The following is a 26,778-nucleotide window of genomic DNA, read 5'->3' as shown; positions in this document are numbered from 1 at the left end:
CGCCAACGGCGGGGTACATCCGGCGTACCCCGCCCGTGCCGGCGGTGCCCGGCCCGACGTTTACGATCAGCCGCGTAGCCGCAGTCCACGTGGGGTGGCCCGGAAGCCGGCGGCGGCCAGCGCCGTCCGCAGCGGGGAGCTGTGTACCCGCTCCCCGTCGGCGCGTTCGACCGAGATGGTGCCGAGTGCCCCGGAGCTCACCGCGTCGGCTAGCGCCCGGGCCGCCGCCTCGAGCCGTTGTCCGTCCTGAGTGAAGCAGAGCAGACTGCGACCGCCGCGTTCGACGTAGAGCGCCGCCTCCGCGTCGACCAGGACCACCAGCGCCCCGGCCTTGCGCCCGGGTCGGTGCCCCGCCGCCGACTCGTCGGCGCTGTCCACCGGTCGCTCCGGCCAGGGCAGTGCCGCACCGTACGGGTTCGCCGGATCGGCTGCCGCCAGCACCACCGCCTCGGGCTGCCGGCGGTGCGCCGGATCGGAATTGGCGAGTTCCCGCAGCCGGTCCACCGCACCGGGTACGGCGAACTGGGCCGCACCGAGCCCGTCGACGAAGTAGCCCCGGCGGGCCGCGCCGCGTTCCTCCAACGCGGCCAGCACCGGGTACACGGCGGCGAAGCCACCTGGCTGCCCCTCGGCGGCGACCGCCCCCCGGGTCACCACCCCATGCCGTTCGAGCAGCACGTCGGCGGCGAGCGCCGCCCGCCGGGTCGGATCGGGGTCTCGGGGTGGCAGCAGTGACCACCGGCCGGCCAGCTGCGGTGCGGCGGTACGGGCGACGAACTCCTGACCGACCCGCCGGGCCCGACCCCGTGGCCCGGCGGCAGTGCGGACCCGTTGTCTCGAGTGTGGGCCGAGTACGGCCCGCAGTGGAGCCAGTGTGTCGTTGGTCAGCCAGCCGGCCCACACCAGATCCCAGATCGCCGTCTCGATCCGCCCGGCCGGATCGGCGTTGCCGGCGGGCGCGACGCCAGTGGTGTCGGCGAGCGCCGCGTCGACCCGGTCGGCCAGTTGCCGGAAGAACAGCGCCTGCTGGTCGGCGAGGGCGGCGAGCACCGCCTCGTGCACCGGGGTCAGCGTGAGCGCCGGGTCCGGCGGCGGTAGCAGCAGCGGCGCGGTCTCCGTGAACACCAACCGGATCCAGCCGTCACCGGCGCCGACCGCGCCGGCACCGGACCAGGTGACCTCGCCGGAGGCACAGAGCTCGTCCAGCTGCGCGGGGGAGTAGTCGGCCACCCGGGCCGGCAGGATCAGGCGTTCCACCGCTGCGGCCGGCAGGACCGCCCCCTGCAGTTGCTCGACGGCGGCCGCCACGCCGTCCACCCCACGACCCGGGTCGGCGACCTGCTGCCACCGGGGGAGGAACCGGACCAGGGCGGTGGCCGGCACCGGCTCGATCTCGCGGCGCAGCGCCGCGAGCGATCGGCGCCGCAGCAGCCGCAGCACGTCGGCGTCGCACCACTCGGTGCCGGCCCGCTCGGGAGTGAACTCGCCGGCCACGATCCGCCCGGTGCCGGCGATCCGCCGCAGGGTCTGTTCGACGACGAAGGCACCCAACCCAAACCGGGCGGCGCACCCGGCGGTGTCGAACGGCCCCCGGGTACGGGCGTAGCGGACGACCAGGTCGCCGAGTGGGTCGGCCACCGGGGCGAGGTACGCCGCGGCGACGCCGACCGGCAGCGCGACACCGAGCGCGTCGCGCATCCGGCTGGCGTCCTCCACCGCGATCCACCGCTCCTGCCCGGCAATCCGCACCCGCAGCGCGCGCCGGGCCTGGGACAGCTCGGCCGGCCAGCCCGGGTCGATCTGCCGGGCCCGCAACTCGGCGTCGGACAGGTCGCCGACGACCCGCAGCAGCTCGGCCAGGTCCTCGGCGTCGCGTACCCGGCGGTGTCCGTCCAGCCACTGCAGCTGGCGGTGGGTCTCGTCGAGCACCGCCGGGTCGAGCAGCTCCCGCAGCTCGACCCGGCCGAGCAGCTCGCCGAGCAACGTCGAATCGAGGCTCAGCGCGGCGGCCCGGCGCTCGGCCAGCGGCAGGTCCCCTTCGTAGAGGAACGCTCCGACGTAGCCGAACAACAGGGACCGGGCGAACGGCGACGGTCGGGGTGTCTCGACCTCCACCAGCCGCAGTCGCCGTGCCACCAGGTCACCCATCAGCCCGGCCAATGCCGGCATGTCGAAGACGTCGCGCAGGCATTCCCGCGCCGCCTCCAGGGTGATCGGGAAGTCGGTGAACTCGCGCGCCACGTCGAGCAGTTGGGCGGCGCGTTGCCGCTGCTGCCACAGCGGCTGCCGGCGTCGCGGATCCCGGCGGGGCAGCAGCAGCGCCCGGGCGGCGCATTCCCGGAACCGGGCGGCGAACAGGGCCGACCCGCCGACGGCTGTTTCGACGAGCTGGCTGATCTCGTCGCTGTCGAAGGCGACCAGGTCGGCTCCGGGTGGGGTGTCGGCCATCTCGGGTAGCCGGATGACGATACCGTCGTCGGCGGGCAGCACCTGGGCGTCGACGCCGTACCGCTCGCTGATCCGGTGCCCGATCGCAAGTGCCCACGGGGCGTTGACCTGGGCACCGAAGACGCTGTGCACGACCAGGCGCCAGTCGCCGAGCTCGTCGTGGAACCGTTCGACGACGACCGTCCGGTCGTCCGGCAGGCTCCGGACGGCGGTGCGCTGGTCGTCGAGGTAGCGCAGCAGGTTGTCGGCGGCCCAGTCATCCAGACCGGACGACAACAGCCCGGCGCGGGCGGCGGTCGGGTCCTGTCGGCTGATTTGGCGCAGCCGGGCGCCCAGCGCCCGGCCCAGCTCGACCGGGCGACCAGGTTGGTCGCCTTTCCAGAACGGCATCCGGGCAGCCTGGCCCGGGGCGGGGGTGACCAGCACCCGGTCCGGGGTGATCTCCTCGATCCGCCACGACGTCGCACCGAGAAGGAAGACGTCGCCGGCCCGGGACTCGTAAACCATCTCCTCGTCGAGCTCGCCGACCCGTACCGGCCGTTCGGCCCCGGCCAGGAAGACGCCGAACAGGCCGCGATCCGGGATCGTGCCGCCACTGGTGACGGCCAGCCGCTGCGCGCCCGGCCGCCCGGTGAGCAGGTCGGCGTCGCGGTCCCAGAGCAGCCGGGGCCGCAGCTCGGCGAACGCGGTCGATGGATACCGGCCGGAGAGCATGTCCAGCACCGCGTGCAGCGCCGAGTCGGGCAGCTCGGCGTACGGGGCCGCGCCGCGCACCAGCGTCGCCAACGCGTCGACCGGCCAGGGATCGAGCGACACCATCGCGACGATCTGCTGGGCGAGTACATCGAGCGGGTTGCGCGGGTACCGCAACTGCTCGATCGCGCCGTTGGCCATCCGCTCGCTGACCACCGCACAGGCCAGCAGGTCGCCACGGTGCTTGGGCAGAATCACCCCGTGCGACAGCGCGCCCACCTGGTGCCCGGCCCGGCCGATCCGCTGCAGGCCGGCGGCGACGCTCGGCGGTGCCTCGATCTGTACGACAAGGTCGACCGCACCCATGTCGATGCCGAGCTCCAGGCTGGAGGTGGCGATCACCGCCGGCAGTTGGCCGGACTTCAACGCCTCTTCGATCTGCTGCCGTTCGGAGCGCGACACGCTGCCGTGGTGGGCGCGGGCGATCACGGCCGGGGCGCCGTGTGCGGTGTCCGACTGGGCCATGACCTCCGCCGGCATCCAGGTGCCGGACCGCCGGTCGCTGCCGCTGCTGTCGGCGCGGGGCGGTCCGGACCGCTGGTCCGTGTCGTCCGCCCGGTCTGCGGCGAGTTCGTTGAGCCGGGCGCAGAGCCGTTCCGCCGAGCGCCGGGAGTTGGTGAACACAATGGTCGACCGGTGCCGCCGGATCAGGTCGAAGACGCGTTCCTCGACGGCCGGCCAGATCGACCGGCCGGCCGGCGGCGGACCATCGGGGTCCTCTTGCGCCGTCTCGCGTTCGTCCAGCTGGTCGAGATCCGGCACCGGCACCTGGACGCTGACATCGATGGTCTTGGTCGTGGCCGGGGCGACCATCTGCACGGGCTGACGGCCACCGAGGAACTCGGCGGTCTCCTCGATCGGCCGGACCGTGGCGGACAGGCCGATCCGCTGGGCGGGTGCCGGCAGCAGCGCGTCCAACCGCTCCAGCGACAACGCCAGGTGCGCGCCGCGTTTGGTGCCGGCGACCGCGTGCACCTCGTCGACGATGACCGTACGCACGCCGCGCAGCGACTCCCGGGCGGCCGAGGTGAGCAGCAGAAACAGCGACTCGGGAGTGGTGATGAGGATGTCCGGCGGTTGCCGGAGGAAGGCGCGTCGCTGATCGGCCGGGGTGTCGCCGGTGCGGATACCGACGGTCACCTGCGGCGCCGGGGCACCGATGCGGGCGGCGGCCTGGCCGATGCCGACCAGCGGGGTACGCAGGTTGCGGTCGACGTCGACCGCGAGTGCCTTGAGCGGGCTCAGGTAGAGCACCCGGCACCGCAGCCGCGGATCGTCGGGAGCGGGCGAGCGGGTCAGCTGGTCCAGCGACCAGAGGAACGCGGCGAGGGTCTTGCCGGATCCGGTGGGTGCGACCACCAGGGCGTGCCGGCCGTCGCTGATCGCCTCCCACGCGCCGGTCTGCGCGGCGGTCGGGGCGGCGAAGGCGGCGGAGAACCACTCCCGGGTGGCCGCCCCGAAGCGCTCCAACACCGCGGTCATCGCTGGTCCCTCCATCGGTACATCCGGCTGCCGGCGTGAACCATCCTGCCCGCCGGGTACGACGAAGCTGGGCCGTCCGAGCGACCGAATCCCGCAAATTCGAGTGGAACCGGCAGGTCTGACTTGCCCGACTTAGTAGTTATGGAGTAACTTTCTGTCATCGTCCGATCTCTCAAGGAGTACCTCCATGCCCGTTGTCGAGCGCGGCCTCCACCACGACACGGAGGTGCTTCTCCGGAAGGTGGACGGCCTGGTGGCCCTGCTGCGGCTGCGGCACCACCGGCTCGACCCGGCGGCGGTGGACCGGTTCGCCGACACCCTGCGGGCCCTGGTCGTCGACAGCGGATCGGCGAGCGCCGCCGACCGGGCGCGGGTCCGCGCCACCGTGCACTACCACATGCTGCTGGTCAGCCGACGAGGTCTGCTGCCGCTCGCCGACGTGCCCGCACCCGCCGGACCCGCGACGCCGGCCAGTCCGGCGATGCCCGCCGCGACGGCGACGGCAACGGCTCCCACCGAACCAGCCGGCACATGACGGTAACCGTACGGTAATCACCGAATCTGCTTTGATCGCTTACCATCCAAGCTCCGGGAACCGGCGACGTCCAGGCCCGGCCACCGCCCGGCGGGCCGGCCGGTCAGGCGGCCGGCACCGGGAGACCGGTAGGCTGGCGGGGATCGACAGCGGAGGGGGGCACGGATGGCACAGCTGCGCCACCTCCCGGCTCCGCGCAGGATCGCCGTCGTTCTACTCGTCCTGCTCACCGTCACCGCCGTGCACGGCGCCGCCTCGGTCGCCGTACCGGCCGTCGCCGTCGCCGCCGGGCCGGCCTCCATCGGAGCCGCGCTGCTGCACCAGACCGTCTCGCCCGGTGGTCGCAACTGCGTCGACGACGCCGACCACCGGCAGCAGCAGAGCGTGTCGGCCCGGCCCGGCCCAGCCGGTGACGACCACGGCACTCCGACCGGTGCCGTCACCACGCCAACCTGGTCCGCCGCGCCATCCGTCACCGGCCAGGCGGCCCGGTCGTCGGCCGCCGGTCCGCTCCTGCGCCGCGGCACCCGGCCCTGCTCCAGCCGGGCACCACCCGACCAGCTGGCGGCGCAGCTGACCACTGCGGCCGCACACCTGCCCATTCTCGACTGAACCGGGCCACCGAACCGGCGGAGTCCGGGGCCGGACGTCCCGAGCCTTCGCCACTTCCACGTCACCCCTCCGCTACGGCCGCGACGCGCCGTCCGGCGTTCCTCTCCCGCTGGGCGGGCAAGCCCGGCAACGGACCCATGCCGACGCGTGGGCCCGCGACGATACCTACCTGGAGCCATCCGTGCTGGTATTGCTCATCGTCCACCTGGTGACGGCGCTCGTGGCGCCGGTGCTGGTCCGCTGGTGGGGTCCGCGTGCCTGCTACCTGCTGGCCGCCGCGCCCGGCGCCGCCGCCGGCTGGGCACTGGCCAACACCGGTGCGGTACGCGACGGTGCCACGCTCGACGAGACGTACCGGTGGGTGCCGCAGCTCGGCCTCGACCTGACGCTTCGGGTCGGCACCTTGTCCTGGCTCATGGTGCTGCTGGTCGGCGGCGTCGGAGCCCTGGTCCTGATCTACTGCGCCCGCTACTTCGCGTCGGGTGAGCCCGGCCTCGGCCGGTTCACCGCGAACTTCGTCGGATTCGCCGGAGCCATGCTCGGTCTGGTCCTCGCCGACGACCTGATCCTGCTCTACGTCTTCTGGGAGCTGACCACCGTCTTCTCCTACCTGTTGATCGGCCACCATCCGGAGAAACGGGCCAGCCGCCGGGCCGCCGCCCAGGCGCTGATCGTGACCACCCTGGGCGGCCTGGCGATGCTCGTCGGGTTCATCATGCTCGGTGAGCAGGCCGGCACCTACCGCTGGTCGCAGATCGCGGCCAGCCCACCGCCGGGGGGCGGCTACCTGGCCGTCGCGCTGGTGCTGGTCCTCGTCGGTGCGCTGGCCAAGTCGGCGATCTTCCCGTTCAGCTTCTGGCTGCCCTCGGCGATGGCCGCGCCCACCCCGGTCAGCGCCTACCTGCACGCCGCCGCCATGGTGAAGGCCGGCATCTACCTGGTGGCCCTGCTGTCACCGGCGTACGCGGGCAACCCCTGGTGGTACTGGTCGATCGTCACCACCGGCACCGCCACCATGCTGGCCGGCGGCTGGGCGGCGCTGCGCCAGACCGACCTCAAGCTGCTGCTGGCGTACGGGACCGTGAGCCAGCTCGGTCTGCTGGTGGTGGTGACCGGCACGGGCGAACGCGGCCCGGCGTTGGCCGGGGCGACGATGCTGCTCGCCCACGCCCTGTTCAAGGCGACCCTGTTCCTGGTGGTCGGCATCGTCGACCGGTGCGCCGGCACCCGCGACCTCACCGAGCTGAGCGGGCTGGGCCGCCGGATGCCGGCGGTCGCCGTGGCCGCTACGCTCGCCGCCGCGTCGATGGCCGGGGTGCCTCCGCTGCTCGGCTTCGTCGGCAAGGAGGCGGTCCTGGAGGCGTTCGCACCGGACCCGGTCGTGTTGGCGCTGATCGTCCTCGGCTCGGTGTTCACCACCGCGTACAGTGCCCGGTTCATCTGGGGCGCGTTCGTCGGCAAGCCCGGTCGGGAGCCGACTGCCGCCGTGTCGGTCGGCCCGGTGTTCGTGCTGCCGGTCGGCGTACTGGCGCTGCTCGGTCTGCTGCTCGGGCCGGCGGCCGGCGTCGTCGACACGGTGCTCACCCCGTACGCCGGGCTGTTCGGTCCGGGCGACTACCACCTGGCGCTGTGGCACGGGTTCACCCCCGCGCTGGGGCTGTCCCTGGTCGCGCTCGTCGGCGGTGCCGCGCTGTTCCTGGCCCGGGACCGGGTGGCCGCCGTGCAGCGGCGGCTGCGGGCTCCGACCGACGGGGCGACCAGCTACGCCCAGGCGACCCACCTGCTGGACCGGATCTCGGTGGAGGTCACCGGCGCCACCCAGCGCGGGTCGCTGCCGCAGTACCTCGGCATCATCCTGCTGGTGCTGGTCACCGTGCCCGGTGGAGCGCTGCTGGTGACCCGGCCGTGGACCGGGCAGTGGCGCTGGTACGACACGCCGGTGCAGATCGCGGTGGCAGCGGTCCTGGTGGTCGCCGCGATCGCCACGGTCCGGGCGCAACGCCGACTGAAGGCAGTCATCCTGGCCGGAGTGACCGGTTACTGCACCGCGTTGATGTTCGTCCTGCACGGCGCACCCGACCTGGCGCTCACCCAGTTCCTCGTCGAGACGATCACCATCGTGGTGTTCGTCCTGGTGGTTCGTCGGCTGCCGATCTACTTTTCGGAACGTCCACTGCGTTCCAGCCGGTACGCGCGGATCGCCCTCGGTGTCGTCGTCGGCGTGGTGATGTCCGGCATGGCGATGGCGGCGGTCGGCAACCGGGACGCGGCACCCGTCTCAGCGGCCTACCCCGAACAGGCGGTGGAGTACGGCGGCGGGCGCAACGTGGTGAACGTGACGCTGGTCGACATCCGGGCCTGGGACACCATGGGGGAGATCTCGGTGCTGGTCGTCACGGCGACCGGCGTGGCGAGCCTGGTGTTCCTGCGGCCGCGTACCGGGCCGGGTCCCCGCCGGGTCGGCGCCGCGACCGCAGCCGGCCACGGTAACCGGCCGGGCGGCCCGTCCCCGCCGGCCCGGTCCCGGCGCCAACGGATCTGGCTGCGGGGCGGCGCGACCCAGACCCCGCGGGGCCGGTCGATCATCTTCGAGGTGGTCACCCGGCTGCTGTTCCACGCCATCCTGGTCTACTCGATATTCCTGCTCTTCTCCGGCCACAACGCGCCCGGTGGCGGGTTCGCCGGCGGGCTGGTGGCCGGGCTGGCGCTGGCGGTGCGCTATCTCGCCGGTGGCCGCCACGAACTCAACGAGGCGGCACCGGTGGACGCCGGGCTGGTGCTCGGCGTCGGTCTGTTCCTGGCGATCGGCGCCGGGCTGAGTCCGATCCTGGTCGGCGCCGACGTGCTGCAGAGCGCCATCGTGGACCTGCATTTGCCGGTGATCGGCGACGTCCACCTGGTCACCTCGCTCTTCTTCGACGTGGGCGTCTACCTGATCGTGGTGGGTCTGGTCCTGGACATCCTGCGCAGCCTCGGTGCCGAGGTCGACCGGCAGATCGCGCGGTCCGCCGAGCCGGACGTCGAGGTGGACGACACCCCGCCGGGCGAGCTCGCCGCCGCTGACGCCACCGCACCGGGTGCCGCCGGCGACCGGGTCGCCGGAGGAAGGAGCTGACATGCCGCCCAACATCGTGCTCGTCCTGGTCGTCGGGGTGCTCTTCGCCGCCGGCGTCACCCTGTTGCTGGAACGCAGTCTCACCCGGGTGGTGCTTGGGGTGGTCCTGCTCGGCAACGGGGCCAACCTGCTGATCCTGCTGGGCGGGCGGCCCGGCGGGGCGCCCATCGCCGAGGTGACCGCCGCCGAGGAGATGAGCGACCCGCTGCCACAGGCGCTCATCCTCACCGCGATCGTGATCACGCTCGGGCTCACCGCGTTCCTGCTCGCCATGGCGTACCGCAGCTGGTTGCTCTTCGGCCACGACGAGGTCCAGGACGACCTGGAGGACCGGCTCATTGTGCAGCGCGCCCTCGCCGACCAGGGACCCAACGCCGAGGACGACGCCGAGGACAGCGACGACAACGACACCGACCCGATCGACGCGATCGGTGCCCCCCGTACCGCCCCGGCCCGCGCCGGCGATCTCGATCGGAGCGACCCGTGAGCTTCCTGGTGCCGTTGCCGGTGATCGTGCCGCTGCTCGGCGCGGGTATCACCCTGGTGCTGGCCCGGCATCCGCGCGCCCAGCGGACCACCAGCGTCGCCGCCCTCTCCGTCAGCTTCGGCGTCGCGCTCGCCCTGCTGGTCACCGCCCACATCGAAGGACCCCAGGTGGTACGGGTGGGTGGCTGGCCGGTGCCGCTGGGCATCGTGCTGGTCGCCGACCAGCTCGCCACCCTGATGTTGGTGGTCTCCACCGCGGTGACGCTCTGCGTACTGCTGTACTCGATCGGCGAAGGTCGTGCCGACGGCCGGGAGAGCACACCGGTGGCGATCTACCACCCGACGTACCTGATCCTCACCGCCGGAGTGACCAACGCGTTCCTCTCCGGGGACCTGTTCAACCTGTACGTCGGGTTCGAGATCCTGCTCGGTGCCAGCTACGTGCTGCTCACCCTGGGCGGCACCGAGGTACGGATCCGGGCCGGCACCACGTACGTCGTGGTCAGCATCCTCTCCTCGGTCATCTTCCTCACCGCGATCGGGCTGGTCTACGCCGCCACCGGCACGGTGAACCTGGCGCAGCTGGCCGACCGGCTCGACGGACTTCCCGACGATCTGCGGCTGGTGCTGCAGCTGATGCTGCTCCTCGCGTTCGGCATCAAGGCGGCGGTGTTCCCGCTGTCGGCCTGGCTGCCGGACAGCTACCCGACCGCGCCGGCTCCGGTCACCGCCGTCTTCGCCGGTCTGCTGACCAAGGTCGGCGTCTACGCGATCATCCGTACCGAGACGTTGCTGTTCCCCGGCGGACGCACCCGCGACCTGCTGCTGGTGGTCGCGTTGCTGACCATGGTGGTCGGCATCCTCGGTGCCGTCGCGCAGTCGGACATCAAGCGGCTGCTCTCGTTCACCCTGGTCAGTCACATCGGCTACATGCTGTTCGGGATCGCGCTCGGCACCGCCGCCGGACTGGCGGCGGCGATCTTCTACGTGGTGCACCACATCACCATCCAGACCACGCTGTTCCTGGCGACCGGGCTGGTGGAGCGCCGGGGCGGCAGCACCAACCTGGAACGTCTCGGCGGGTTGGCCCGGGCCGCGCCGCTGCTCGCCGCGCTGTTCTTTCTGCCCGCGTTGAACCTGGCCGGCATACCACCGTTCTCCGGGTTCCTCGGCAAGCTCGGGTTGCTGCAGGCCGGGGCCGCCGACGGCGGACCGCTGGTCTGGGTGGTCGCCGCCGGCGCGGTGGTGACCAGCCTGCTCACCCTGTACGCGGTGACCCGGGTGTGGAATCTCGCCTTCTGGCGCAAGACGGCCCCGCAGGCCGCAGCGGGCGGTCCGGCGCCGGCACCGGCACCTGCTACGGCCCCGCAGCCGGCAACGGTGCCGTCCGTCACCCGGGCGGTGTCCGGTGTCCGGGTGCCGTCCACCGACTCGGCCTCCACCCCGCTCGCCGCCGACGGCCCGGGGTCGGTGGAACCGATGCCGCCCCTGCTGGTCGGCGCGACCACCGCACTGGTGCTGCTCGGCCTGGCGCTGACCGTGCTGGCCGGACCGTTGTACCAGATCGGCACCGAGGCGGCAGCCAACCTGGTGAGTCGGACGCCGTACGTTGACGCGGTGTTCCCGCAGGGAGGAGCCCGATGAGTCCGGTGTCCAGGGCCGCGCGCTGGCGTACCCAGATCGTCGCGGTCGCCGCTCTGGTGGTGCTGTGGAACCTGTTCTACGGGCGGTTCTCCGTCGGCAACCTGCTCGGCGGGACGTTGGTGGCACTGGTGGTGGTCACCGTCTTCCCGCTGCCGCCGGTCGCCTTCGAGGGCCGGATTCGGCCGCTGGCGGTGCTGCGCTTCCTCGTCCGGTTCGTCGTCGACCTGTTCATCGCGAGCGCGCAGGTGGCCTGGACCGCCGTCCGGTTCGGGCACACCCCGCGCAGCGCGGTCCTCGCGGTGCGGCTCCGGGTCCGGACCGACCTGAACCTGACCCTCACCGCGGAGGCGTTGTCGTTGATCCCGGGCAGCCTCATCGTCGAGGCCGACCCGGCCAGCGGCACCCTTTACGTCCACGTGCTCGACGTCGTCGACCACCACGACGTCGAGCGGGCCCGGCGGAAGGTGCTGGCGTTGGAGGAGCGGATCGTCCGGGCCGTCGGCTCGGCGGACGACGTGCGTCACCTCGCCGACCTTCCTCGCCCGGCCGACCATCCATTTCCAGGAAACGATCCCCGCCCAGGGAACGGAGAGAATCGATGACCTTCGTGGCCGTCGTGGTGACCGTCCTGCTGGCCGTGGCGGCCCTGCTGACCGTCGGGCGGATCATCCGTGGTCCGACACTGCTCGACCGGGTGGTGGCCGCCGAGGTGCTGATCGCCATCATCGTCGGTGGGCTCGCCGCCGAGGCGGCGGTCAACCGGCACGCCACCACCCTGCCGGTGCTGGTGGTGCTGTCCCTGCTCGGGTTCGTGGGCTCGGTCAGCATCGTCCGGTTCGTCGCCGCCCGCCCGCCCGCGGTGGCCGCCGCCGAACGGGAGCAACGGTGAACGGGGTGCTGACCGTACTGTCCGGCACGCTGCTGATCGGCGGCGCGTTGCTCAGCCTGGCGGCCAGCATCGGTCTGCTGCGCTTCCCCGACGTCGCCGCCCGGATACACGCGGCGACCAAGCCGCAGGTTCTCGGCCTGCTACTGGTCCTCAGTGGGCTGGCGTTGCGGCTGCAGAGCGGCACCGAACTGGCCACTCTGCTGATGGTGGCGGTCTTCCAGATGGCGACCGCGCCGGTCGCGGCCCACATCATCGGTCGGACCGCCTACCGGGCCAATCTGGTCCGGCGCGACCTGCTGGTCACCGACGAGGCGGACGGAATGGCGGTCGACAGCACCGGCGGCGACGGTACCGGTGGGCAGCGGCGGACCACTATATAATCCGGCCATGACCGATGCTCCTGCCCAGGAGGGCAGCAGTAGCCAGCCGGGTAGCACCCGGCTGCCGACATTCCGGCCGCCGGTCGCCGGAGCGCTGAGCCCCCGGTGCTGATCGTCTTCGGTCTCTTTCTGATCACCGTGTTGACGGTCGCGACCGGGTACTTCGTCGCCCAGGAGTTCGGCTACGTCGCCGTCGACCGGGGTCGGCTGCGGACCCTGGCCGACCGGGGCGACCCGGCCGCCGCCCGGGCGCTGCGGGTGACCAGCCGGCTGTCGTTCATGCTCTCCGGTGCCCAGTTGGGGATCACGGTCACCGCGTTGCTGGTCGGCTACGTCGCCGAGCCGTACCTCGGCGCCGGACTGTCCGAGCTGCTCGGTGGGGTCGGTGTTCCGCCGGCCGCCAGCCTGACCATCTCGGTCGGGCTGGCGCTGATCATCTCGACCGTGGTGCAGATGGTCCTCGGTGAGCTGGCCCCCAAGAACCTCGCCCTCGCCCGGGCCGAGACGTTGGCCCGGGCGCTCAGCCGGTCGACCCTGATCTACCTGGCCGTCGCCGGACCACTGATCCGGATGTTCGACATCGCGGCCAACCGGTTGCTACGGCGGGTCGGCATCGAGCCGATCGAGGAGCTGCCCAGTGGCGCCACCGCCGAGGACCTCGGCCAGATCATCGCCGAGTCCCGCCAGGAGGGGCACCTCGACTCGGCGATGTCCACGCTGCTCGACCGAGGGCTGCACTTCCGGCAGCTGACCGCCGGCGAGGCGATGGTGCCGCGGGTCGACGTGCACACGGTACGGGTCGACGCGCCGCTGACCGGGCTGGTGGAGCTGCTGGACACCGGGCACTCCCGGTTCCCGGTGCACGGCTCGGACGGCGTCGACGACTTGGTCGGCATCGCCAGCATCGCGGACGTGCTCACCGTGCCGCCGTCGCGACGGGCGGTGACGACGGTCGCGGCGGTGATGGTCCCCCCGCTGCTGGTGCCGGAGACCCTGCCGCTGCCGGCGGTGCTGGACCGGCTGCGTAAGGGGCACCGGCAGCTGGCCTGCGTGGTCGACGAGTACGGCGGCTTCGCCGGGGTGATCACCTTGGAGGACATCGCCGAGGAGCTGGTTGGCCCGATCCGGGACGAGGACGACCCGCCGGAGCCGGCCCCGGCCCGCCAGCCGGACGGCTCCTGGCTGGTGCCGGCCCGCTGGCGAATCGACGAGGTCGCCGACACCACCGGTGTCGAGCTGCCGACCGCCCCCGAGTACGACACCCTCTCCGGCCTGGTCATGCGGGAACTGGGCCGGGTGCCCGAGGTCGGCGACCAGATCTCGATCAGCCTGGAGGAGATGACCGCCGGCAACGGCCACCATCCGGCCCGGCGGGCCGTACTGCACGTGATCTCCGTCGACCGGCACGTGCCTGACTCGGTACGGCTGGAGGTGATCGGGTGAGCACCGGGTGGGCGTTGCTGACCTCACTGGTGCTGCTCGCGCTGAACGGGTTTTTCGTGGCCGCGGAGTTCGCCCTGGTGGCGAGCAAGCGGTATCGCCTGGAACAGGCCGCGGCGGGCGGCTCGCGGGCGGCCCGGGCGGCGCTGGACGGTTCCCGCGAGCTGTCGCTGATGCTCGCCGGGGCGCAGTTGGGCATCACCGTCTGCACCCTCGGCCTGGGCGCGTTGGCCGAGCCGGCGGTGGAGCGGCTGATGGCGCCGCTGTTGGAACGGGCCGGTCTGCCGTACGCGGCCAGTCACCTGGTCGCGTTCCTGTTCGCCCTCGCCCTGGTGGTCTTCCTGCACCTGGTGGTCGGCGAGATGGCACCGAAGTCGTGGGCGATCACCCACCCGGAGCGGTCGGCGCTGCTGCTGGCGCTGCCGTTCCGGGCGTTCGCCCGGGTGTCCCGGCCGGTCCTGTCCGGGTTGAACGCGATCGCCAATGCCGTGCTGCGGGCGTTCCGGGTCGAACCGCAGGACCAGCTCGCCCAGGTGCACGGCCCGGACGAGCTGCGCATCCTGCTGGAACAGTCGCGGGAGCACGGGCTGCTGCCGCCGGACCAGCACGAGCTGCTGGCCAAGATGCTCCAGCTGGAGCGCACCACTGTCCGGGACGTGATGCAGCCGGTGGACCAGGTTGTCGCGGTGGCCCGGACGGACACCGCCGAGCGGGTGGAGGAGCTGTCCCTGGGCAGCGGCCGGTCCCGCCTGGTGGTCTGCGGGGAGGCCGGCGATCTGATCGGCATCGTGCACGTACGCGACGCGGTACGGGCGAACACCTGTGACGGCGCGCCGACCGCAGAATCGCTGATGAGCCGGCCGTTCCTGCTGCCGGCGACGGCAACCGTCACCGAGGCGGTGGCGGCGATGCGCGCCGACCAGGTCCAGCTAGCGCTGGTCACCAACGGTGCCGGTGCCGACCGGCCGATCGGTTTCGTGGCGTTGGAGGACCTGCTGGAGGAGGTCATCGGCGAGTTCGACGACGAGACGGACACCGTACCGAGGGGACGGCGGATGCGCTGAGCTGCGTGCCGACGGTGGCGGTTGGCCGCTCAGCGGTCAGTCTGTTCCTACGGGTCGGGCTGTTCCGGCGGCCATGCTCCGGCGGTCAGGCTGCTCCGGCGCTGGCGGTGGCGAGCTTGACCCCGAAGCCGAGGAACAGAGCGCCCACCCCGCTGGTGACCGTCGCGGCGAGCCGTCGCCGCTGCCGGAACTGCATCGTCAGTGCGGAGAGCAACGGCGGTGGACAGGACGAACAACGAGTTCGGCCCGGGCAGCAGGACGATCGCCACGGTGCCCAGGACGTACGTCCAGATGTCGGTGGTGCCCAGCATGGGGGCATCCTCACCTGTCCGCCGGTCCGTTGGCGAGAGAAATCTCGCTGGTGGTGAAGTAGGTCGGCACCGCCCGGGTGACTCCGGCGGCGGATTGCGGCGGGTCGGCGACGGTGCGCATTGGCACCACCCCGGCCCAGTACGGCAGCGCGAGGTCGGCCTGTTCGTCGACGGGGTCACCGGCGCGGGCCTTGACCGATACCTCGTCGAGAGCGACGGCGAGCACCGCTGTCTGCGCGAGTTCCCGGCTGGTCGGTGGCCGGCTGTCCGCGGCCCGGCCCGGTGCTGCCTTGTCGATCAGGGCGTCGAGTGCCCGCCGCTTGTCGGCCGGGTCGCTGACCAGCCGGGCGGTGCCGTGCACGACGACTGACCGGTAGTTGGCACTGTGGTGCGCCTGGGCGCGGGCATAGACCAGGCCGTCGAGCAGGGTGACGGCCACACAGACGGCGAGCCCTTGTGGGTCCCGGGCGGCCAGCAGGGGGGTGCTCGCGGTGGAGCCGTGCAGGTACAGGGTCTCGTCGATGCGTACGTGCAGAGTGGGCAGTGCCCGGGGCGCGTTGTCGGCGACGAACGCCAGGCAGCAGTGGTACGCCTCGTCGAGGATGCGGTGTGCCTCGGTGCGCTGGTAGGTCACCCGGCTGAGGTGTCGCGTGGCGGTGGTGCGGGCGGTGGCGGGGTACACTTGGTCTCCTGAGATTGTGCTAGTACAATATGATATTTGTGTCAGAACAATATCAGCCGACCGGTGCGACCGCGACCGAGATCTCGGCCAGCGTCGAGGCCGGTGTCCGTACGGGTGCGTTGGCACCTGGTGCCCTGCTGCCGGCGGTGCGTACGCTCGCCGACGCACTCGAGGTCAGCCCGGCCACCGTCGCCAAGGCGTACCAGGCGCTGCGCCAACGGGGGATCGTCGACACCGACGGCCGACGCGGCACCCGGGTCCGCGCCCGCCCACCGGTCGCCGTGACCCGGCCCGGTCCGTCCGCGCCGGCCCCGCCGGGCACCCTGGACCTGTCCACCGGCGAGCCGGATCCACGGCTGTTGCCGCCGCTGGCGACACATCTCGCTGCGGTCGCCCGGCAGCTGGCCGACACCTCGTCCGGGCAGGGCTACGCCGACGCCGGCCTGCTGCCCGACCTCGCCGCGCTCGCTGCGGTCCGGTTGGCCGACGACGGCCTACCGGCTGCCGGTCTGACCGTCACCAGTGGCGCGCTGGACGGGATCGAACGCCTGCTCACCAGCAATCTGCGCGCTGGCGACCGGGTCGCGGTGGAGGACCCCGGCTGGGCCAACCTGCTGGATCTGATCGCGGCACTGGGCCTCACCCCGGTGCCGATGACGGTGGACGACCGTGGCCCTACCGAACCGGGCCTGCGGGCGGCGCTGTCCGCCGGTGTGTCCGCCATCGTGGTCACCACCCGGGCGCAGAACCCTACCGGTGCCGCCCTGGACGGCGACCGGGCCGACCGGCTGCGACGGCTGCTGCGCGAGACCGACGACGTGCTGCTCATCGAGGACGACCACGCCGCCGAGCTCTCCGACGGTCCGCCGCACGTGCTGGCCGGCGCGACATCCCGATGGGCGTTCGTCCGCTCCGCCAGCAAGCCGTACGGCCCGGACCTGCGGATCGCCCTGTTGACCGGCGACGAGACCACACTGAGCCGGGTTGCCGGTCGGATGCGTACCGGTTCCGGCTGGGTCTCCACGGTCCTGCAGCGGCTGCTCGGACAGTTGTGGCGCGACCCCTCGGTCACCGCCTCGGTGGCCGGGGCCGGCCGGGTCTACCAGCGCCGTCGGGAGGCGCTGCGGGCCGCGCTCGCCGCCCACGGCGTGGCCAGCCACGGCGGCAGCGGGATCAACGTCTGGGTGCCGGTGACGGACGAGACCCACGTGGTGACCGCGCTGCAGACAGCCGGATTCACCGTCTCCGCCGGAGCCCGCTACCGGCTACGCGGCGCGCCGGGGATCAGGATCACCGTCAGCGGGCTCGACGAGCACCGGGCCGGCGAGCTCGCCGCGGCGGTGCACGACGCGCTGCGCCCAGCAGGACGCACCGGGGTCGGCAGGTGAGGTACGCGGGCCGCGCCCGGACCCGTCAACCCAGGCGCACCGGGCGATCCGCAACCGGGTAGGAAGGACCCGTGACCGTGCACGAATCCACCGTCGGAGCCGATGGGTACGTCCCCGCCGGTGCCCGTAGCCTCGCCGACCTGCGCGCTGCCGCCCCCGGCTGCCTGGGATGCGAACTGCACCAGCCCGCCAGCCAGGTGGTCTTCGGTCGGGGCAACCCCGATGCCCGGGTGGTGATGGTCGGCGAGCAGCCCGGGGACGTCGAGGACCGCCAGGGTCTGCCGTTCGTCGGCCCGGCCGGCCGGCTGCTGCGCCGGGCGGTGGACGACGCCGGGATCCCGGTCGACCAGATCTATCTGACCAACGCGGTGAAGCACTTCCGCTTCGTGTCGCGCGGCGGTCGACGGATCCACCAGACCCCGGACCGGGTGCACATTGTGGCCTGCCGGCCCTGGCTGGTCGCCGAGTTCGCGATGCTGCGCCCGGCCGTCGTCGTGGTGCTCGGCGCGACTGCGGCCCGGGCGCTGCTCGGTCCGGCGTTCCGGGTGACCCGCTCGCGTGGCGTACCGCTGCCGTGGCCGGCCTCGGCCGAGCGGCCCGAGGAGTTCCCGGTGGGCCCGGCTCAGCTGGTGGCCACCATCCATCCCTCGGCGGTGCTGCGCGCCGACGACCAGCAGATTGCCTACCGAGGGCTGGTCACCGACCTCGGCGTCGTCCGCGGACTGCTCGCCGGTCTGGGCAACCCGACCCCGGCGGTACGCCGATGACCGCACTCACCGCACCGCCGTCGGTGACCGATCCGCCGCCACCCGGTGACGTCACCCGCATCCAACGCCGTACGCTGCGGCTGCTCGCCGGTACCCAGATGATCGGCGGCGTAGGCGTCACCATCGGGATCTCGGTCGGTGGCCTGCTCGCCGCCGAGCTTGGCGGGGTGACCGTCTCCGGCCTGGCGCAGAGCGCCGCGGTGGTCGGCGGGGCGCTGCTCGCCGTACCCGTGGTCCGGCTCATGAACGGGCACGGCCGCCGTCCCGGCCTGGTCTTCGCGTACCTGACGGGTGCGACCGGGGCGGTGCTGGTGGTGGCCGCCGCGGCGGTGCGCTGGGTGCCGCTGCTGTTCGTCGGCATGGTCCTGTTCGGCGGTGCGACGACCGCCGGGCTCCAGGCCCGGTACGCGGCGGTCGACCTCGCCGAGCCGCGTCGTCGGGGCCGGCAACTGTCGCTGGTGGTCTGGGCGACCACGGTCGGCGCGGTGACCGCCCCCAACCTGGCCGGGCTGGCCGACCGGTCGGCCAGTGGGGTCGGGCTGCCGCCGCTGGCCGGTCCGTTCGCCGTCAGCACGCTGGCGTTCCTGCTGGCCGCGCTGTTGGTGCTGATGTTGCTGCGACCGGATCCGCTGCTGACCGCCCGGCGGATCGCCGACCCCGCGTCGGCGACCGCCCCGGTGCGGTCCGGTCGGGGTCTGCGGGCCGGGTCCGGCCGAGGCATGCGGGCGGCGTTCGCGGTGGTCATGGCCCGGCCAGCCGCGCGGCTCGGAGTCTGCGCTGTCGCTGTCGGCCACCTGGTGATGGTGGGGGTGATGGCGATGACTCCGGTCCACATCGGGATGGGGCATTCCGGTGGTGACCTGCTGCGCACCGTCGGGCTGGTGCTGAGCCTGCACATTGCCGGGATGTACGCGCTGTCGCCGGTGGTAGGTTGGCTCACCGACCGGTCCGGTCGCCGGCCGGTGATCGTCGGTGGGGCCGGGCTGCTACTGGCCGCGTGCGCTGTGGCGGGCACCGCCGGTCACGACCCGGTACGCCTGGTGATCGGGCTGGTGCTGCTCGGGCTCGGCTGGTCGGGCACCATGGTCGCGGGCTCGACCCTGCTGTCGGAGTCGGTGCCGGTCGACGTCCGTCCGTCGGTGCAAGGCCTGTCGGACCTGGTGATGGGCCTGGCCGGCGCATCCGCCGGCGCGGTCAGCGGAATCATCGTCGGGCTGTCCGGTTACGGCGTCCTGACGTTGCTGTCGGCGCTGGCCACGGTGCCGTTGCTGGGGTTGGTGCTGCGCCCGGTGTCGGCTCCGTCGAAGCAGTAAGGAGGTAGGGATGCGGTTGACGGACTTCTGGGGCCGGTTGGACGAGGCGTTCGGGCCGGCGTACGCCCGCAGCATCGCCACCGATCAGGTGCTGGCCCAGCTGGGTGGGCGCACCATCGCCCAGGCGCTGGCGGCGGGTGAGGAGACGGCGGTGGTCTGGCGGGCGGTCTGCGCCGCGTACCCCGACCGGGTTCCCGGCCGGTTGCGCTGAACGGCGAGTGCCGGTCGAACTGGGATTCACGAGTCTCGGGGTATCCGGGAGCCGGCCTGTGTGTGTAGCACGTCGCTTGCCGGCCGGTCGTACCTCTGTCGGCTGGTCGTGCCTTTGCTTGACGGGTAGGTACCTCTGCTTGACGGGCGCGCGTTCGCGTAGCTGCATTCACTCTTTGCGGTCGAATGGCTGCTTTGGGTGGTGAGATTCGTGGGCGTGTCTGGTTTTCCACTCGTACATCTGTTCGGCTATTGTCCACAGCTAGGTGCTCATCCACAGGTTGCGGCCCGTCGGCTGTTTTCTGTCGGACCCAGCGCCTAGCGTGACCCGGGTGACGAGAAGCTCGGCCAGGACGCCTGGGAAGTCGGCGAACGTAGGGGTGGCAGCAATGGCGGCAGTGCCAGATAAGGAAAAGGCGCTCGATCTGGCGCTGGCTCAGATCGACAAACAGTTCGGCAAGGGCTCGGTGATGCGGCTGGGCGAGCGGCCGGTGATCCAGACCGCAGTGATCCCCACCGGCTCCATCGCGCTCGACGTGGCACTCGGCGTCGGCGGCCTGCCCCGGGGTCGGGTGGTCGAGGTCTACGGCCCGGAGAGCAGCGGTAAGACCACGGTCGCCCTGCACGCGGTGGCCAACGCCCAGCGTTCCGGCGGCATCGCGGCGTTCATCGACGCCGAGCACGCGCTCGACCCGGACTACGCCAGGGCGCTCGGCGTGGACACCGACGCCATGCTGGTCTCCCAACCGGACACAGGCGAGCAGGCGCTGGAGATCGCCGACATGCTGATCCGCTCCGGCGCGCTGGACATCATCGTGATCGACTCGGTCGCGGCCCTGGTGCCCCGCGCCGAGATCGAGGGCGAGATGGGGGACAGCCACGTCGGTCTGCAGGCCCGGCTGATGAGCCAGGCGCTGCGCAAGATCACCGGTGTGCTGAACAGCACCGGCACCACCGCGATCTTCATCAACCAGCTGCGGGAGAAGATCGGCGTGATGTTCGGCTCGCCGGAGACCACCACCGGTGGCCGAGCGCTGAAGTTCTACGCCTCGGTGCGGCTCGACGTGCGACGGATCGAGAGCCTCAAGGACGGCACCGACGTGGTCGGCAACCGGACCCGGGTCAAGGTCGTCAAGAACAAGGTCTCCGCACCGTTCAAGCAGGCCGAGTTCGACATCATGTACGGCAAGGGCATCTCCCGGGAGGGGTCGCTGATCGACGTCGGTGTCGAGCAGTCGATCATCCGCAAGTCCGGCGCCTGGTACACCTACGAGGGCGACCAGCTCGGTCAGGGCAAGGAGAAAGCTCGGGAGTTCCTCCGGGAGAACCCGGACGTGGCGGCTGAGATCGAGAAGAAGATCCTGGAGAAGCTCGGCGTCGGTGCGCTCGGTGCCGACGAGGCCGGCGGGCCTGAGTTGCCGCCGGTCGACTTCTGATCCGGATGGCTGGTCGACGACGCGGTGCACGGACGGGCAGGGGCTGGGATGCGGCTCCGCCCCGTCCTCGCGCCTCCCGTGCCGGCCGCTCCGCCGAGGCGGCCGGGTCCGCCGACCATGCCACCGGGTCCACCGCTACCGGCCGGCAGCCGGTGGACGAGGCGCAGCAGGCCCGCGACATCTGTCTGCGGCAGCTCGCCGTCCGCCCCCGGACCCGGGCGGAGCTCGCCGCCGTACTGCGGCGACGCGGCATTTCCGAGGCCACGGCCAGGTCGGTCCTCGACCGGTACGACGAGGTTGGGATGATCGACGACGCGGCGTTCGCCCAAGCCTGGGTGACCAGCCGGCATCACGGTCGAGGGCTGGCCCGGCGCAACCTCGCCGCCGAGTTGCGTCAGCGCGGCGTGGATCCGCAGATTGCCCGGGACGCGCTGGACGGGCTGGACGAGTCGACCGAGCGGGCCACCGCGGCGGAGCTCGTCGAGCGCAAGCTGCGTACCGCCCGGGGTGCTCCGGACGTGGTGTTCCGGCGGTTGGTCGCGATGCTCGCCCGCAAGGGTTACTCGGCGGGGGTGGCTGTGCCGGTGGTCCGGGAGGCGTTGGTCGCCCGGTCCGCCGAGGCGGCCGAGTTCACCGACACGGTGGATGCCGAGGCACTGACCGGCGAGGTTCCCGACCCGGATGCTGAGCAGCCCTGGTCCACCTGACGGGACGCCATCCCCCTGCGGGGTGTGCCAAATTTCCGACTCATCCCGACGCGTCCTGAGCGCGACATGCTGCCTGTGAGCGCGCCGATGCCCTACGTTCCGTTGTCGGTCTGATCATGACTTCTTGACCGAACGGCCCCTCGCGACCTAGCCTCGCGTTACAGACGAACAACCGACCCGTCGCAGGCTAACCGCACAACATAGATCGCATAACAGTACGGCATCACTTCGCAGCAGCAGCTCAGTAGCCAGACATGCCGCAACCGGACAGGCCGGTCCGGCTGCGACAGCACGCACAACGGCCGTTTCGCCGTGGTCGTGCCCGCACCCACGTCGGTGCTGTCTGGTCGTTGGTCAGCCGCCACGGTCGGGCGTTCCCATAGCCGTGGCCGGCCGGAGCGAGAAGCTTCCGGTAAGGCCGACGGCGGACTGGAGGCGGTCGTGGCGCAGCGCAGGAAGCCGGCGGGACACGCGAGTGTCGGTAGGCCCGGAGGGTCGGCATGACCGGGCTGGAGTGGATGCTCTTCGCCGCGGTCGTCGGGCTGGCCGGCCTGGTGCTCGCCGGCCTCGCGCTCGGTGCCCGCGCGCTGCGTCGGCTCACCACACCGGCGGCCGCGCCGCCGGTCGAGGAGGACCCGGCCTTCATCGCCGCCCGCGACCAGCAGGAACGCTCCCTCGCCGCGCTGCGTACCGCGGCCGACGAGGCGTCCTCCGCCGTCGAGCAGGCCAAGGCCGCCGCCGCTGCGGCCCGTACCGACGCCGCCGCCGCCAAGGCCGAAGCGACCGCCGCCCGGGCCGAGGCCCGTCGGGTGCTCGACGCCGCCCGGGCCGAGGCGGACACCATCCTGGATCGGGCCCACCGGCAGGCCGAGACCGAGGCCGAGCAGGTCCGGGCAGCGGCCCGGCGCAGCGGCGAACGGGAGATCGCGATGCTCTCCCGGACGGTCAAGGAGCAGTCCGCCGAGCTGGACCGGCGCGGCCAGCGGATGGACGAACGGGAACGTCAGCACGCCGAGGAAGCCGACCGGGTCGCCGAGCGGGACCGCCGGTTGACCGCCACCGCCGCCGAACTCGCCGAGCGCAAGGCAGCCCTGGCCGCCCGGGAAGCGGACCTGGCGGCCGCCGAGGAGCGATGGCAGCGCGAGCTGGAACGGGTCGCCGGGCTGACCGCCGAGGCGGCCCGCGGCGAGCTGGTCGAAGCGATCGAGGGCCAGGCCAAACGGGAGGCGGCGATCCTGGTCCGCGACATCGAGGCCGACGCCCGCAACACCGCCGACCAGCGGGCCCGGCACATCGTGGTGGACGCCATCCAGCGGGTCGCCAGCGAACAGACCGCCGAAAGCGTGGTCAGCGTCCTGCATCTGCCCGGCGACGAGATGAAGGGCCGGATCATCGGGCGGGAAGGCCGCAACATCCGGGCGTTCGAATCCGTCACCGGGGTCAACCTGATCATCGACGACACACCCGAGGCGGTCCTGCTGTCCTGCTTCGACCCGGTACGCCGGGAGACCGGCCGGCTCACCCTGGAGAAGCTGGTGCTCGACGGCCGGATCCATCCGCACCGGATCGAGGAGGTCTTCGAGACCGCCCGGCAGGAGGTGGAGCAGCTGTGCCACCGGGCTGCCGAGGAGGCGCTCGTCGACGTCGGCATCACCGAGATCCACCCTGAGCTGGCCACCCTGCTGGGCCGGCTGCGCTACCGGACCTCGTACGGCCAGAACGTGCTCAAGCATCTGGTGGAGACCGCGCACATCGCCGGGGTGATGGCCGCCGAGCTGCGTCTGGACGTCCCGCTGATCAAGCGGTGCGCGTTCCTGCACGACATCGGCAAGGCGCTCACCCACGAGGTCGAGGGCAGTCATGCGCTGATCGGCGCCGACCTGGCCCGCAAGTACGGTGAGTCCGAAGAGGTGGTGCACGCCATCGAGGCGCATCACAACGAGGTGCCGCCGCAGACCGTCGAGGCGGTGCTCACCCAGGCCTCCGACGCGTGCTCCGGTGGTCGTCCCGGTGCCCGGCGGGAAAGTCTGGAGGCGTACGTCAAACGGCTGGAACGTATCGAGGAGATCGCCGCCGGCAAGATCGGGGTGGAGAAGGTCTTCGCCATGCAGGCCGGCCGGGAGATCCGGGTGATGGTCAAGCCGGACGACGTGGACGACATCGGTGCCGCGGTGCTGGCCCGTGACGTGGCCAAGCAAATCGAGGAGGAGCTGACCTACCCGGGGCAGATCCGGGTGACCGTGGTCCGCGAGTCCCGGGTCACCGAAATCGCCCGCTGACCGGCCGGACGCCGGTCAACGGGCGGGCCCGTCCGGTCAGCTGCTGTCCGACGTAGCCGTGCCGCCGGTGGCGCTGCCGCCGGTGCCGGCCGCGGTCTGTTGGCCGGCCACCGTCGACGCCGGTGCCGCCGGTGGCTGGGGTGTGGCGCTGGTCCGCCGGCCCTGAGCCAGCCGCCGCTGCACCGACTCGGCGAGCTTGGACAGCGCGTAGTTGACCGCGATGAACAGCACCCCGATCACCAGATACACCTGGATCGGGTTACGCAGGTTCTGGATGATCGTCCGGCCGACCAGCAGCGTCTCCTGGTAGCCGATGATGAAGCCCAACGAGGTGTCCTTGAGCACCACGATCAGCTGGCTGATCAGAGCCGGCAGCATGATCCGGAACGCCTGCGGCAGCAGGATCATCCGGGTGGTCTGGAACGACGTCAGCCCGATCGCGGCGGCCGACTCGCGCTGCCCCGACGGCAGACCCTCCATCCCGGAGCGCAGGATCTCGGCGATCACCACGCCGTTGTAGATGGTCAGACCCAGCACCAGGTACGGCAGCATCTCGTGGCCGAACGGGAGGACGATCTCCAGGCCGAGGTCCGGCAGGCCCCGGGCGACGAAGAAGATGGTGATGACCACCGGCAGGCCGCGGAACACCTCGACGCAGAACCGGGTCACCAGGTTCAGCAGCCAGCTCAACGCCCGCAGCGCCAGCGCGAACGAGGTGGCGAGCCCGGTGAACCGGCGGCGCAGCAGCGCCTTCAGCTGGATCCGTAGCACCGCCAGCGCGGTGCCGAACAGCAACGACAGCACGATCGCCAGGCCGGCGGCGGTCAGCGTGGCGGTGACCCCCTCGCCGAGCAGTGTCCAGACCTGACCGAACACCTCGTTGCCGGGATCGATCAGTGGACCCCACTTCTCCATAGTGAACTGCTCGCGTTCGGCCAGCGGCCGGTAGACCAGGAAGTAGCCGGCGGTGACGGCGGCGACAGCCGACAGCACGCTGACGATCAGCGTGACCCGCCTGGCCCGAGGCCCGGGGGCGTCGTACAGCACGCTCTGCTGCTGGCTCATGGTGCGGTTCCTCCGGTGACGGCTGCAGCGCTAACGGGGATCCGGGCGGTCATCTGGCCACCGCCCGGCGGGCCTCGACCCGGTCGAGCAGCAGCCCGAGCGGCACGGTCATGATCAGGAAGCCGATCGAGATGCCGACGAAGACCGGGATGATCGGCTCGCCGAGGGCGCTGGTCAGGTTCTGCGCCGAGTTGGACAGGTCACCGACCACCCCGAAGAAGCCGGCCAGCGCCGAATTCTTGATCATGGCGATGATGACGCTGCCCAGCGGAACGACCGCGGCCTTCCACGCCTGGGGGAGTACCACGTACCGCAGGTTCTGGGTGAAGGTCAGGCCGATCGCGCGGGCGGCCTCCGCCTGACCAGGTGGCACCGCGTTGATCCCGCTGCGGATCGCCTCACAGACGAACGCGCCGGTGTAGACGCTCAGCGCGATGATCGCGAACCGAAAGTACGGCAGGTCGATGCCGAGCCGGCTGAACACGGTGCTCAGCCCGGGGATCCGCAGGAAGTCGGCGTTCGACCCGAGCGCCGGCAACCCGAAGGCCGAGAAGAACATCACGACGGTCAGCGGCACGTTGCGCAGCACCGTCACGTACGCCCCACCGAGCCAGCGCAGCGGCGGCACCGGTGAGATCCGCAGGATCGCGACGAGCGTGCCGATCAGCAGGGCGCCGGTCGCGGACAGCAGGCACAGCTGCAGCGTGAGCCAGAAACCTCCGACGAAGACGTCGAAGTGGTCGACGAGCACTCTCACACGAAAGACCCTTCTGCGAACCGTCCACCTGGGCTACCGGCCGGCCCGGAGTTGACGCCGCCGGGCCGGCCGGGATCGATCAGGTGCGACCGTCGACGGTCAGTAGCGGTCGACCGCCGGACCGGTCGGGGTGTTGTCGTCGAACTCGCCAGCGGTGGACTCCCACGCCTGCGCGTACGAGCCGTCGTCGTAGATCTTCTCCAGGGTGTCGTTGATGAAGTCGCGGAACGCGTCGTCGCCCTTCTTCACCCCGATGCCGTACGGCTCCTCGGTGAACTGCTCACCGGCCAGCTTGAAGTCGCCCTCGTTGTCGGCGATGAAGCCGAGCAGGATCACGTTGTCGGTAGTGACCGCGTCGACCTGACCGCCGCGCAGCGCGTCCACGCACTTCTCGTAGATGTCGAAGAGCACCAGCTGCTCGCCGACATCCGCCAGGTACTCCTGGATGTTCTCCGCCGGCGTCGAACCCTGCACCGAGCAGATCTTCTTGTCCCCGGCCTCGAACGATTCCGGCCCGGTGATCGAGTCGTCATCGGCGCGGACCATGATGTGTTGGCCGGCGACGTAGTACGGGCCGGCGAAGTCGATCCGCTCCTTGCGGGTGGGGTTGATCGTGTAGGTGGCCACCACGATGTCGACCCGGTCCTGCTCCAGCAGCTCCTCGCGGACTGCGGACGGCGCCTCGACGTACTCGATGTCGTCGGCGGCGATGCCCAGCTCGGCCGCGATCAGCTTGGCGATCTCGACGTCGAAGCCGGCCGGCTCACCGTCGAGGCCCAGCTTACCGAAGCCGGGCTGGTCGAACTTGGTGCCGACGGTCATCGTGCCGGCCTCGCTCAGCTCGGCCATCGTGGTGCCGGCCTCGAAGCTCGGCGTCGCCACGTCGGGGTTCTCACCGCCGGTGTCGTCCCCGCCGCTGTCGCCACAGGCCGCCATGGACACCGCTAACGCGGCCGATGCGGCTACCGCCGCGATACGTGACATACGCATTGCTCAGTTTTCTCCTTCACGATGG

Annotated in this window: 22 protein-coding genes and 1 pseudogene; 17 read left to right on the top strand and 6 right to left on the bottom strand. The window is 71.8% G+C overall.

Annotated elements, in window-relative coordinates:
- Positions 1 to 66 precede the first annotated feature (66 nt).
- The gene (locus ACFHWU_RS08185) at positions 67 to 4,683 is read right to left on the bottom strand and encodes an ATP-dependent helicase (protein ID WP_416590212.1); all 4,617 of its coding nucleotides are present in this window, start codon (positions 4,681 to 4,683) and stop codon (positions 67 to 69) included.
- Between the two features lie 187 nt (positions 4,684 to 4,870).
- Here ACFHWU_RS08185 and ACFHWU_RS08180 point away from each other — a divergent pair, with 187 nt between their 5' ends.
- The 10 genes from ACFHWU_RS08180 (at position 4,871) to ACFHWU_RS08135 (ending at position 14,848) form a co-directional block, all read left to right on the top strand.
- Complete coding sequence (locus ACFHWU_RS08180) at positions 4,871 to 5,218, top strand: hypothetical protein (protein ID WP_416552844.1); 348 nt, start codon at positions 4,871 to 4,873, stop codon at positions 5,216 to 5,218.
- 165 nt (positions 5,219 to 5,383) lie between these two features.
- Positions 5,384 to 5,830: a hypothetical protein gene (locus ACFHWU_RS08175; RefSeq protein WP_416568151.1), complete on the top strand. Its 447-nt coding sequence runs from the start codon at positions 5,384 to 5,386 to the stop codon at positions 5,828 to 5,830.
- 181 nt (positions 5,831 to 6,011) lie between these two features.
- Positions 6,012 to 8,945 carry a Na+/H+ antiporter subunit A gene (locus ACFHWU_RS08170; protein WP_416590211.1) on the top strand — a complete coding sequence of 978 codons (2,934 nt, stop codon included), beginning with the start codon at positions 6,012 to 6,014 and terminating at the stop codon, positions 8,943 to 8,945.
- 1 nt (position 8,946) lies between these two features.
- Positions 8,947 to 9,432 carry a Na(+)/H(+) antiporter subunit C gene (locus tag ACFHWU_RS08165; protein ID WP_416552838.1) on the top strand — a complete coding sequence of 162 codons (486 nt, stop codon included), beginning with the start codon at positions 8,947 to 8,949 and terminating at the stop codon, positions 9,430 to 9,432.
- On the top strand, positions 9,429 to 11,075 hold the full coding sequence (locus ACFHWU_RS08160) for a Na+/H+ antiporter subunit D (protein ID WP_416552836.1): 1,647 nt from the start codon (positions 9,429 to 9,431) through the stop codon (positions 11,073 to 11,075). The genes ACFHWU_RS08165 and ACFHWU_RS08160 overlap by 4 nt, the downstream gene beginning before the upstream one ends.
- Positions 11,072 to 11,677: a Na+/H+ antiporter subunit E gene (locus ACFHWU_RS08155; RefSeq protein ID WP_416552834.1), complete on the top strand. Its 606-nt coding sequence runs from the start codon at positions 11,072 to 11,074 to the stop codon at positions 11,675 to 11,677. The genes ACFHWU_RS08160 and ACFHWU_RS08155 overlap by 4 nt, the downstream gene beginning before the upstream one ends.
- Positions 11,674 to 11,964 (top strand): monovalent cation/H+ antiporter complex subunit F, encoded by a 291-nt coding sequence (locus ACFHWU_RS08150; protein ID WP_123600656.1) that lies wholly within the window; start codon positions 11,674 to 11,676, stop codon positions 11,962 to 11,964. Before ACFHWU_RS08155 ends, ACFHWU_RS08150 begins: the two co-directional genes overlap by 4 nt.
- Complete coding sequence (gene mnhG, locus ACFHWU_RS08145; protein ID WP_416552831.1) at positions 11,961 to 12,344, top strand: monovalent cation/H(+) antiporter subunit G; 384 nt, start codon at positions 11,961 to 11,963, stop codon at positions 12,342 to 12,344. The genes ACFHWU_RS08150 and mnhG overlap by 4 nt, the downstream gene beginning before the upstream one ends.
- 105 nt (positions 12,345 to 12,449) lie before the next feature.
- Positions 12,450 to 13,787: a hemolysin family protein gene (locus tag ACFHWU_RS08140; RefSeq protein ID WP_416552829.1), complete on the top strand. Its 1,338-nt coding sequence runs from the start codon at positions 12,450 to 12,452 to the stop codon at positions 13,785 to 13,787.
- On the top strand, positions 13,784 to 14,848 hold the full coding sequence (locus tag ACFHWU_RS08135) for a hemolysin family protein (protein ID WP_416590210.1): 1,065 nt from the start codon (positions 13,784 to 13,786) through the stop codon (positions 14,846 to 14,848). The genes ACFHWU_RS08140 and ACFHWU_RS08135 overlap by 4 nt, the downstream gene beginning before the upstream one ends.
- Before the next feature lie 88 nt (positions 14,849 to 14,936).
- On the opposite strand, the pseudogene ACFHWU_RS08130 reads toward ACFHWU_RS08135, so the two are convergent.
- A pseudogene (locus ACFHWU_RS08130) lies at positions 14,937 to 15,159 on the bottom strand (hypothetical protein); the annotation flags it as partial.
- Positions 15,160 to 15,169: 10 nt separating this feature from the next.
- Entirely contained in the window at positions 15,170 to 15,841 is a 672-nt protein-coding gene (locus ACFHWU_RS08125) for a pyridoxamine 5'-phosphate oxidase family protein (protein ID WP_416552827.1), read from the bottom strand.
- Positions 15,842 to 15,879: 38 nt separating this feature from the next.
- On the opposite strand from ACFHWU_RS08125, the gene ACFHWU_RS08120 reads away from it, so the two are divergent.
- From ACFHWU_RS08120 to rny, 7 genes are all read left to right on the top strand, one after another.
- The gene (locus ACFHWU_RS08120) at positions 15,880 to 17,229 is read left to right on the top strand and encodes an aminotransferase class I/II-fold pyridoxal phosphate-dependent enzyme (protein ID WP_416590209.1); all 1,350 of its coding nucleotides are present in this window, start codon (positions 15,880 to 15,882) and stop codon (positions 17,227 to 17,229) included.
- A gap of 77 nt (positions 17,230 to 17,306) precedes the next feature.
- On the top strand, positions 17,307 to 17,996 hold the full coding sequence (locus tag ACFHWU_RS08115) for a UdgX family uracil-DNA binding protein (protein WP_416568170.1): 690 nt from the start codon (positions 17,307 to 17,309) through the stop codon (positions 17,994 to 17,996).
- Entirely contained in the window at positions 17,993 to 19,309 is a 1,317-nt protein-coding gene (locus tag ACFHWU_RS08110; RefSeq protein WP_416568155.1) for an MFS transporter, read from the top strand. Before ACFHWU_RS08115 ends, ACFHWU_RS08110 begins: the two co-directional genes overlap by 4 nt.
- Before the next feature lie 10 nt (positions 19,310 to 19,319).
- Positions 19,320 to 19,520: a DUF3046 domain-containing protein gene (locus tag ACFHWU_RS08105; protein ID WP_281554019.1), complete on the top strand. Its 201-nt coding sequence runs from the start codon at positions 19,320 to 19,322 to the stop codon at positions 19,518 to 19,520.
- 388 nt (positions 19,521 to 19,908) lie between these two features.
- Complete coding sequence (recA, locus tag ACFHWU_RS08100) at positions 19,909 to 20,955, top strand: recombinase RecA (protein ID WP_278168039.1); 1,047 nt, start codon at positions 19,909 to 19,911, stop codon at positions 20,953 to 20,955.
- 5 nt (positions 20,956 to 20,960) lie between these two features.
- The gene (locus ACFHWU_RS08095; protein ID WP_416552820.1) at positions 20,961 to 21,662 is read left to right on the top strand and encodes a regulatory protein RecX; all 702 of its coding nucleotides are present in this window, start codon (positions 20,961 to 20,963) and stop codon (positions 21,660 to 21,662) included.
- Between the two features lie 500 nt (positions 21,663 to 22,162).
- A complete protein-coding gene (rny, locus tag ACFHWU_RS08090) occupies positions 22,163 to 23,941 on the top strand; it encodes a ribonuclease Y (protein ID WP_416590208.1) in 1,779 nt (592 codons plus the stop codon).
- 36 nt (positions 23,942 to 23,977) lie between these two features.
- Here the strand turns inward: rny and ACFHWU_RS08085 are convergent, their stop codons facing one another.
- From ACFHWU_RS08085 to ACFHWU_RS08075, 3 genes are all read right to left on the bottom strand, one after another.
- Complete coding sequence (locus ACFHWU_RS08085) at positions 23,978 to 25,006, bottom strand: amino acid ABC transporter permease (RefSeq protein ID WP_416552816.1); 1,029 nt, start codon at positions 25,004 to 25,006, stop codon at positions 23,978 to 23,980.
- Between the two features lie 49 nt (positions 25,007 to 25,055).
- Positions 25,056 to 25,763, bottom strand: a complete 708-nt coding sequence (locus ACFHWU_RS08080; protein WP_416552814.1) for an amino acid ABC transporter permease — start codon at positions 25,761 to 25,763, stop codon at positions 25,056 to 25,058.
- A gap of 99 nt (positions 25,764 to 25,862) precedes the next feature.
- On the bottom strand, positions 25,863 to 26,753 hold the full coding sequence (locus ACFHWU_RS08075) for a glutamate ABC transporter substrate-binding protein (RefSeq protein WP_416590207.1): 891 nt from the start codon (positions 26,751 to 26,753) through the stop codon (positions 25,863 to 25,865).
- Positions 26,754 to 26,778: the final 25 nt, after the last annotated feature.

It is taken from the genome of Micromonospora sp. LOL_015 (genome assembly GCF_048060275.1).
Lineage (GTDB): Bacteria > Actinomycetota > Actinomycetes > Mycobacteriales > Micromonosporaceae > Micromonospora_E.
The sequence above is the reverse complement of the archived record's forward strand: the minus strand, read 5'-3'. Positions and strand labels throughout refer to the sequence as shown.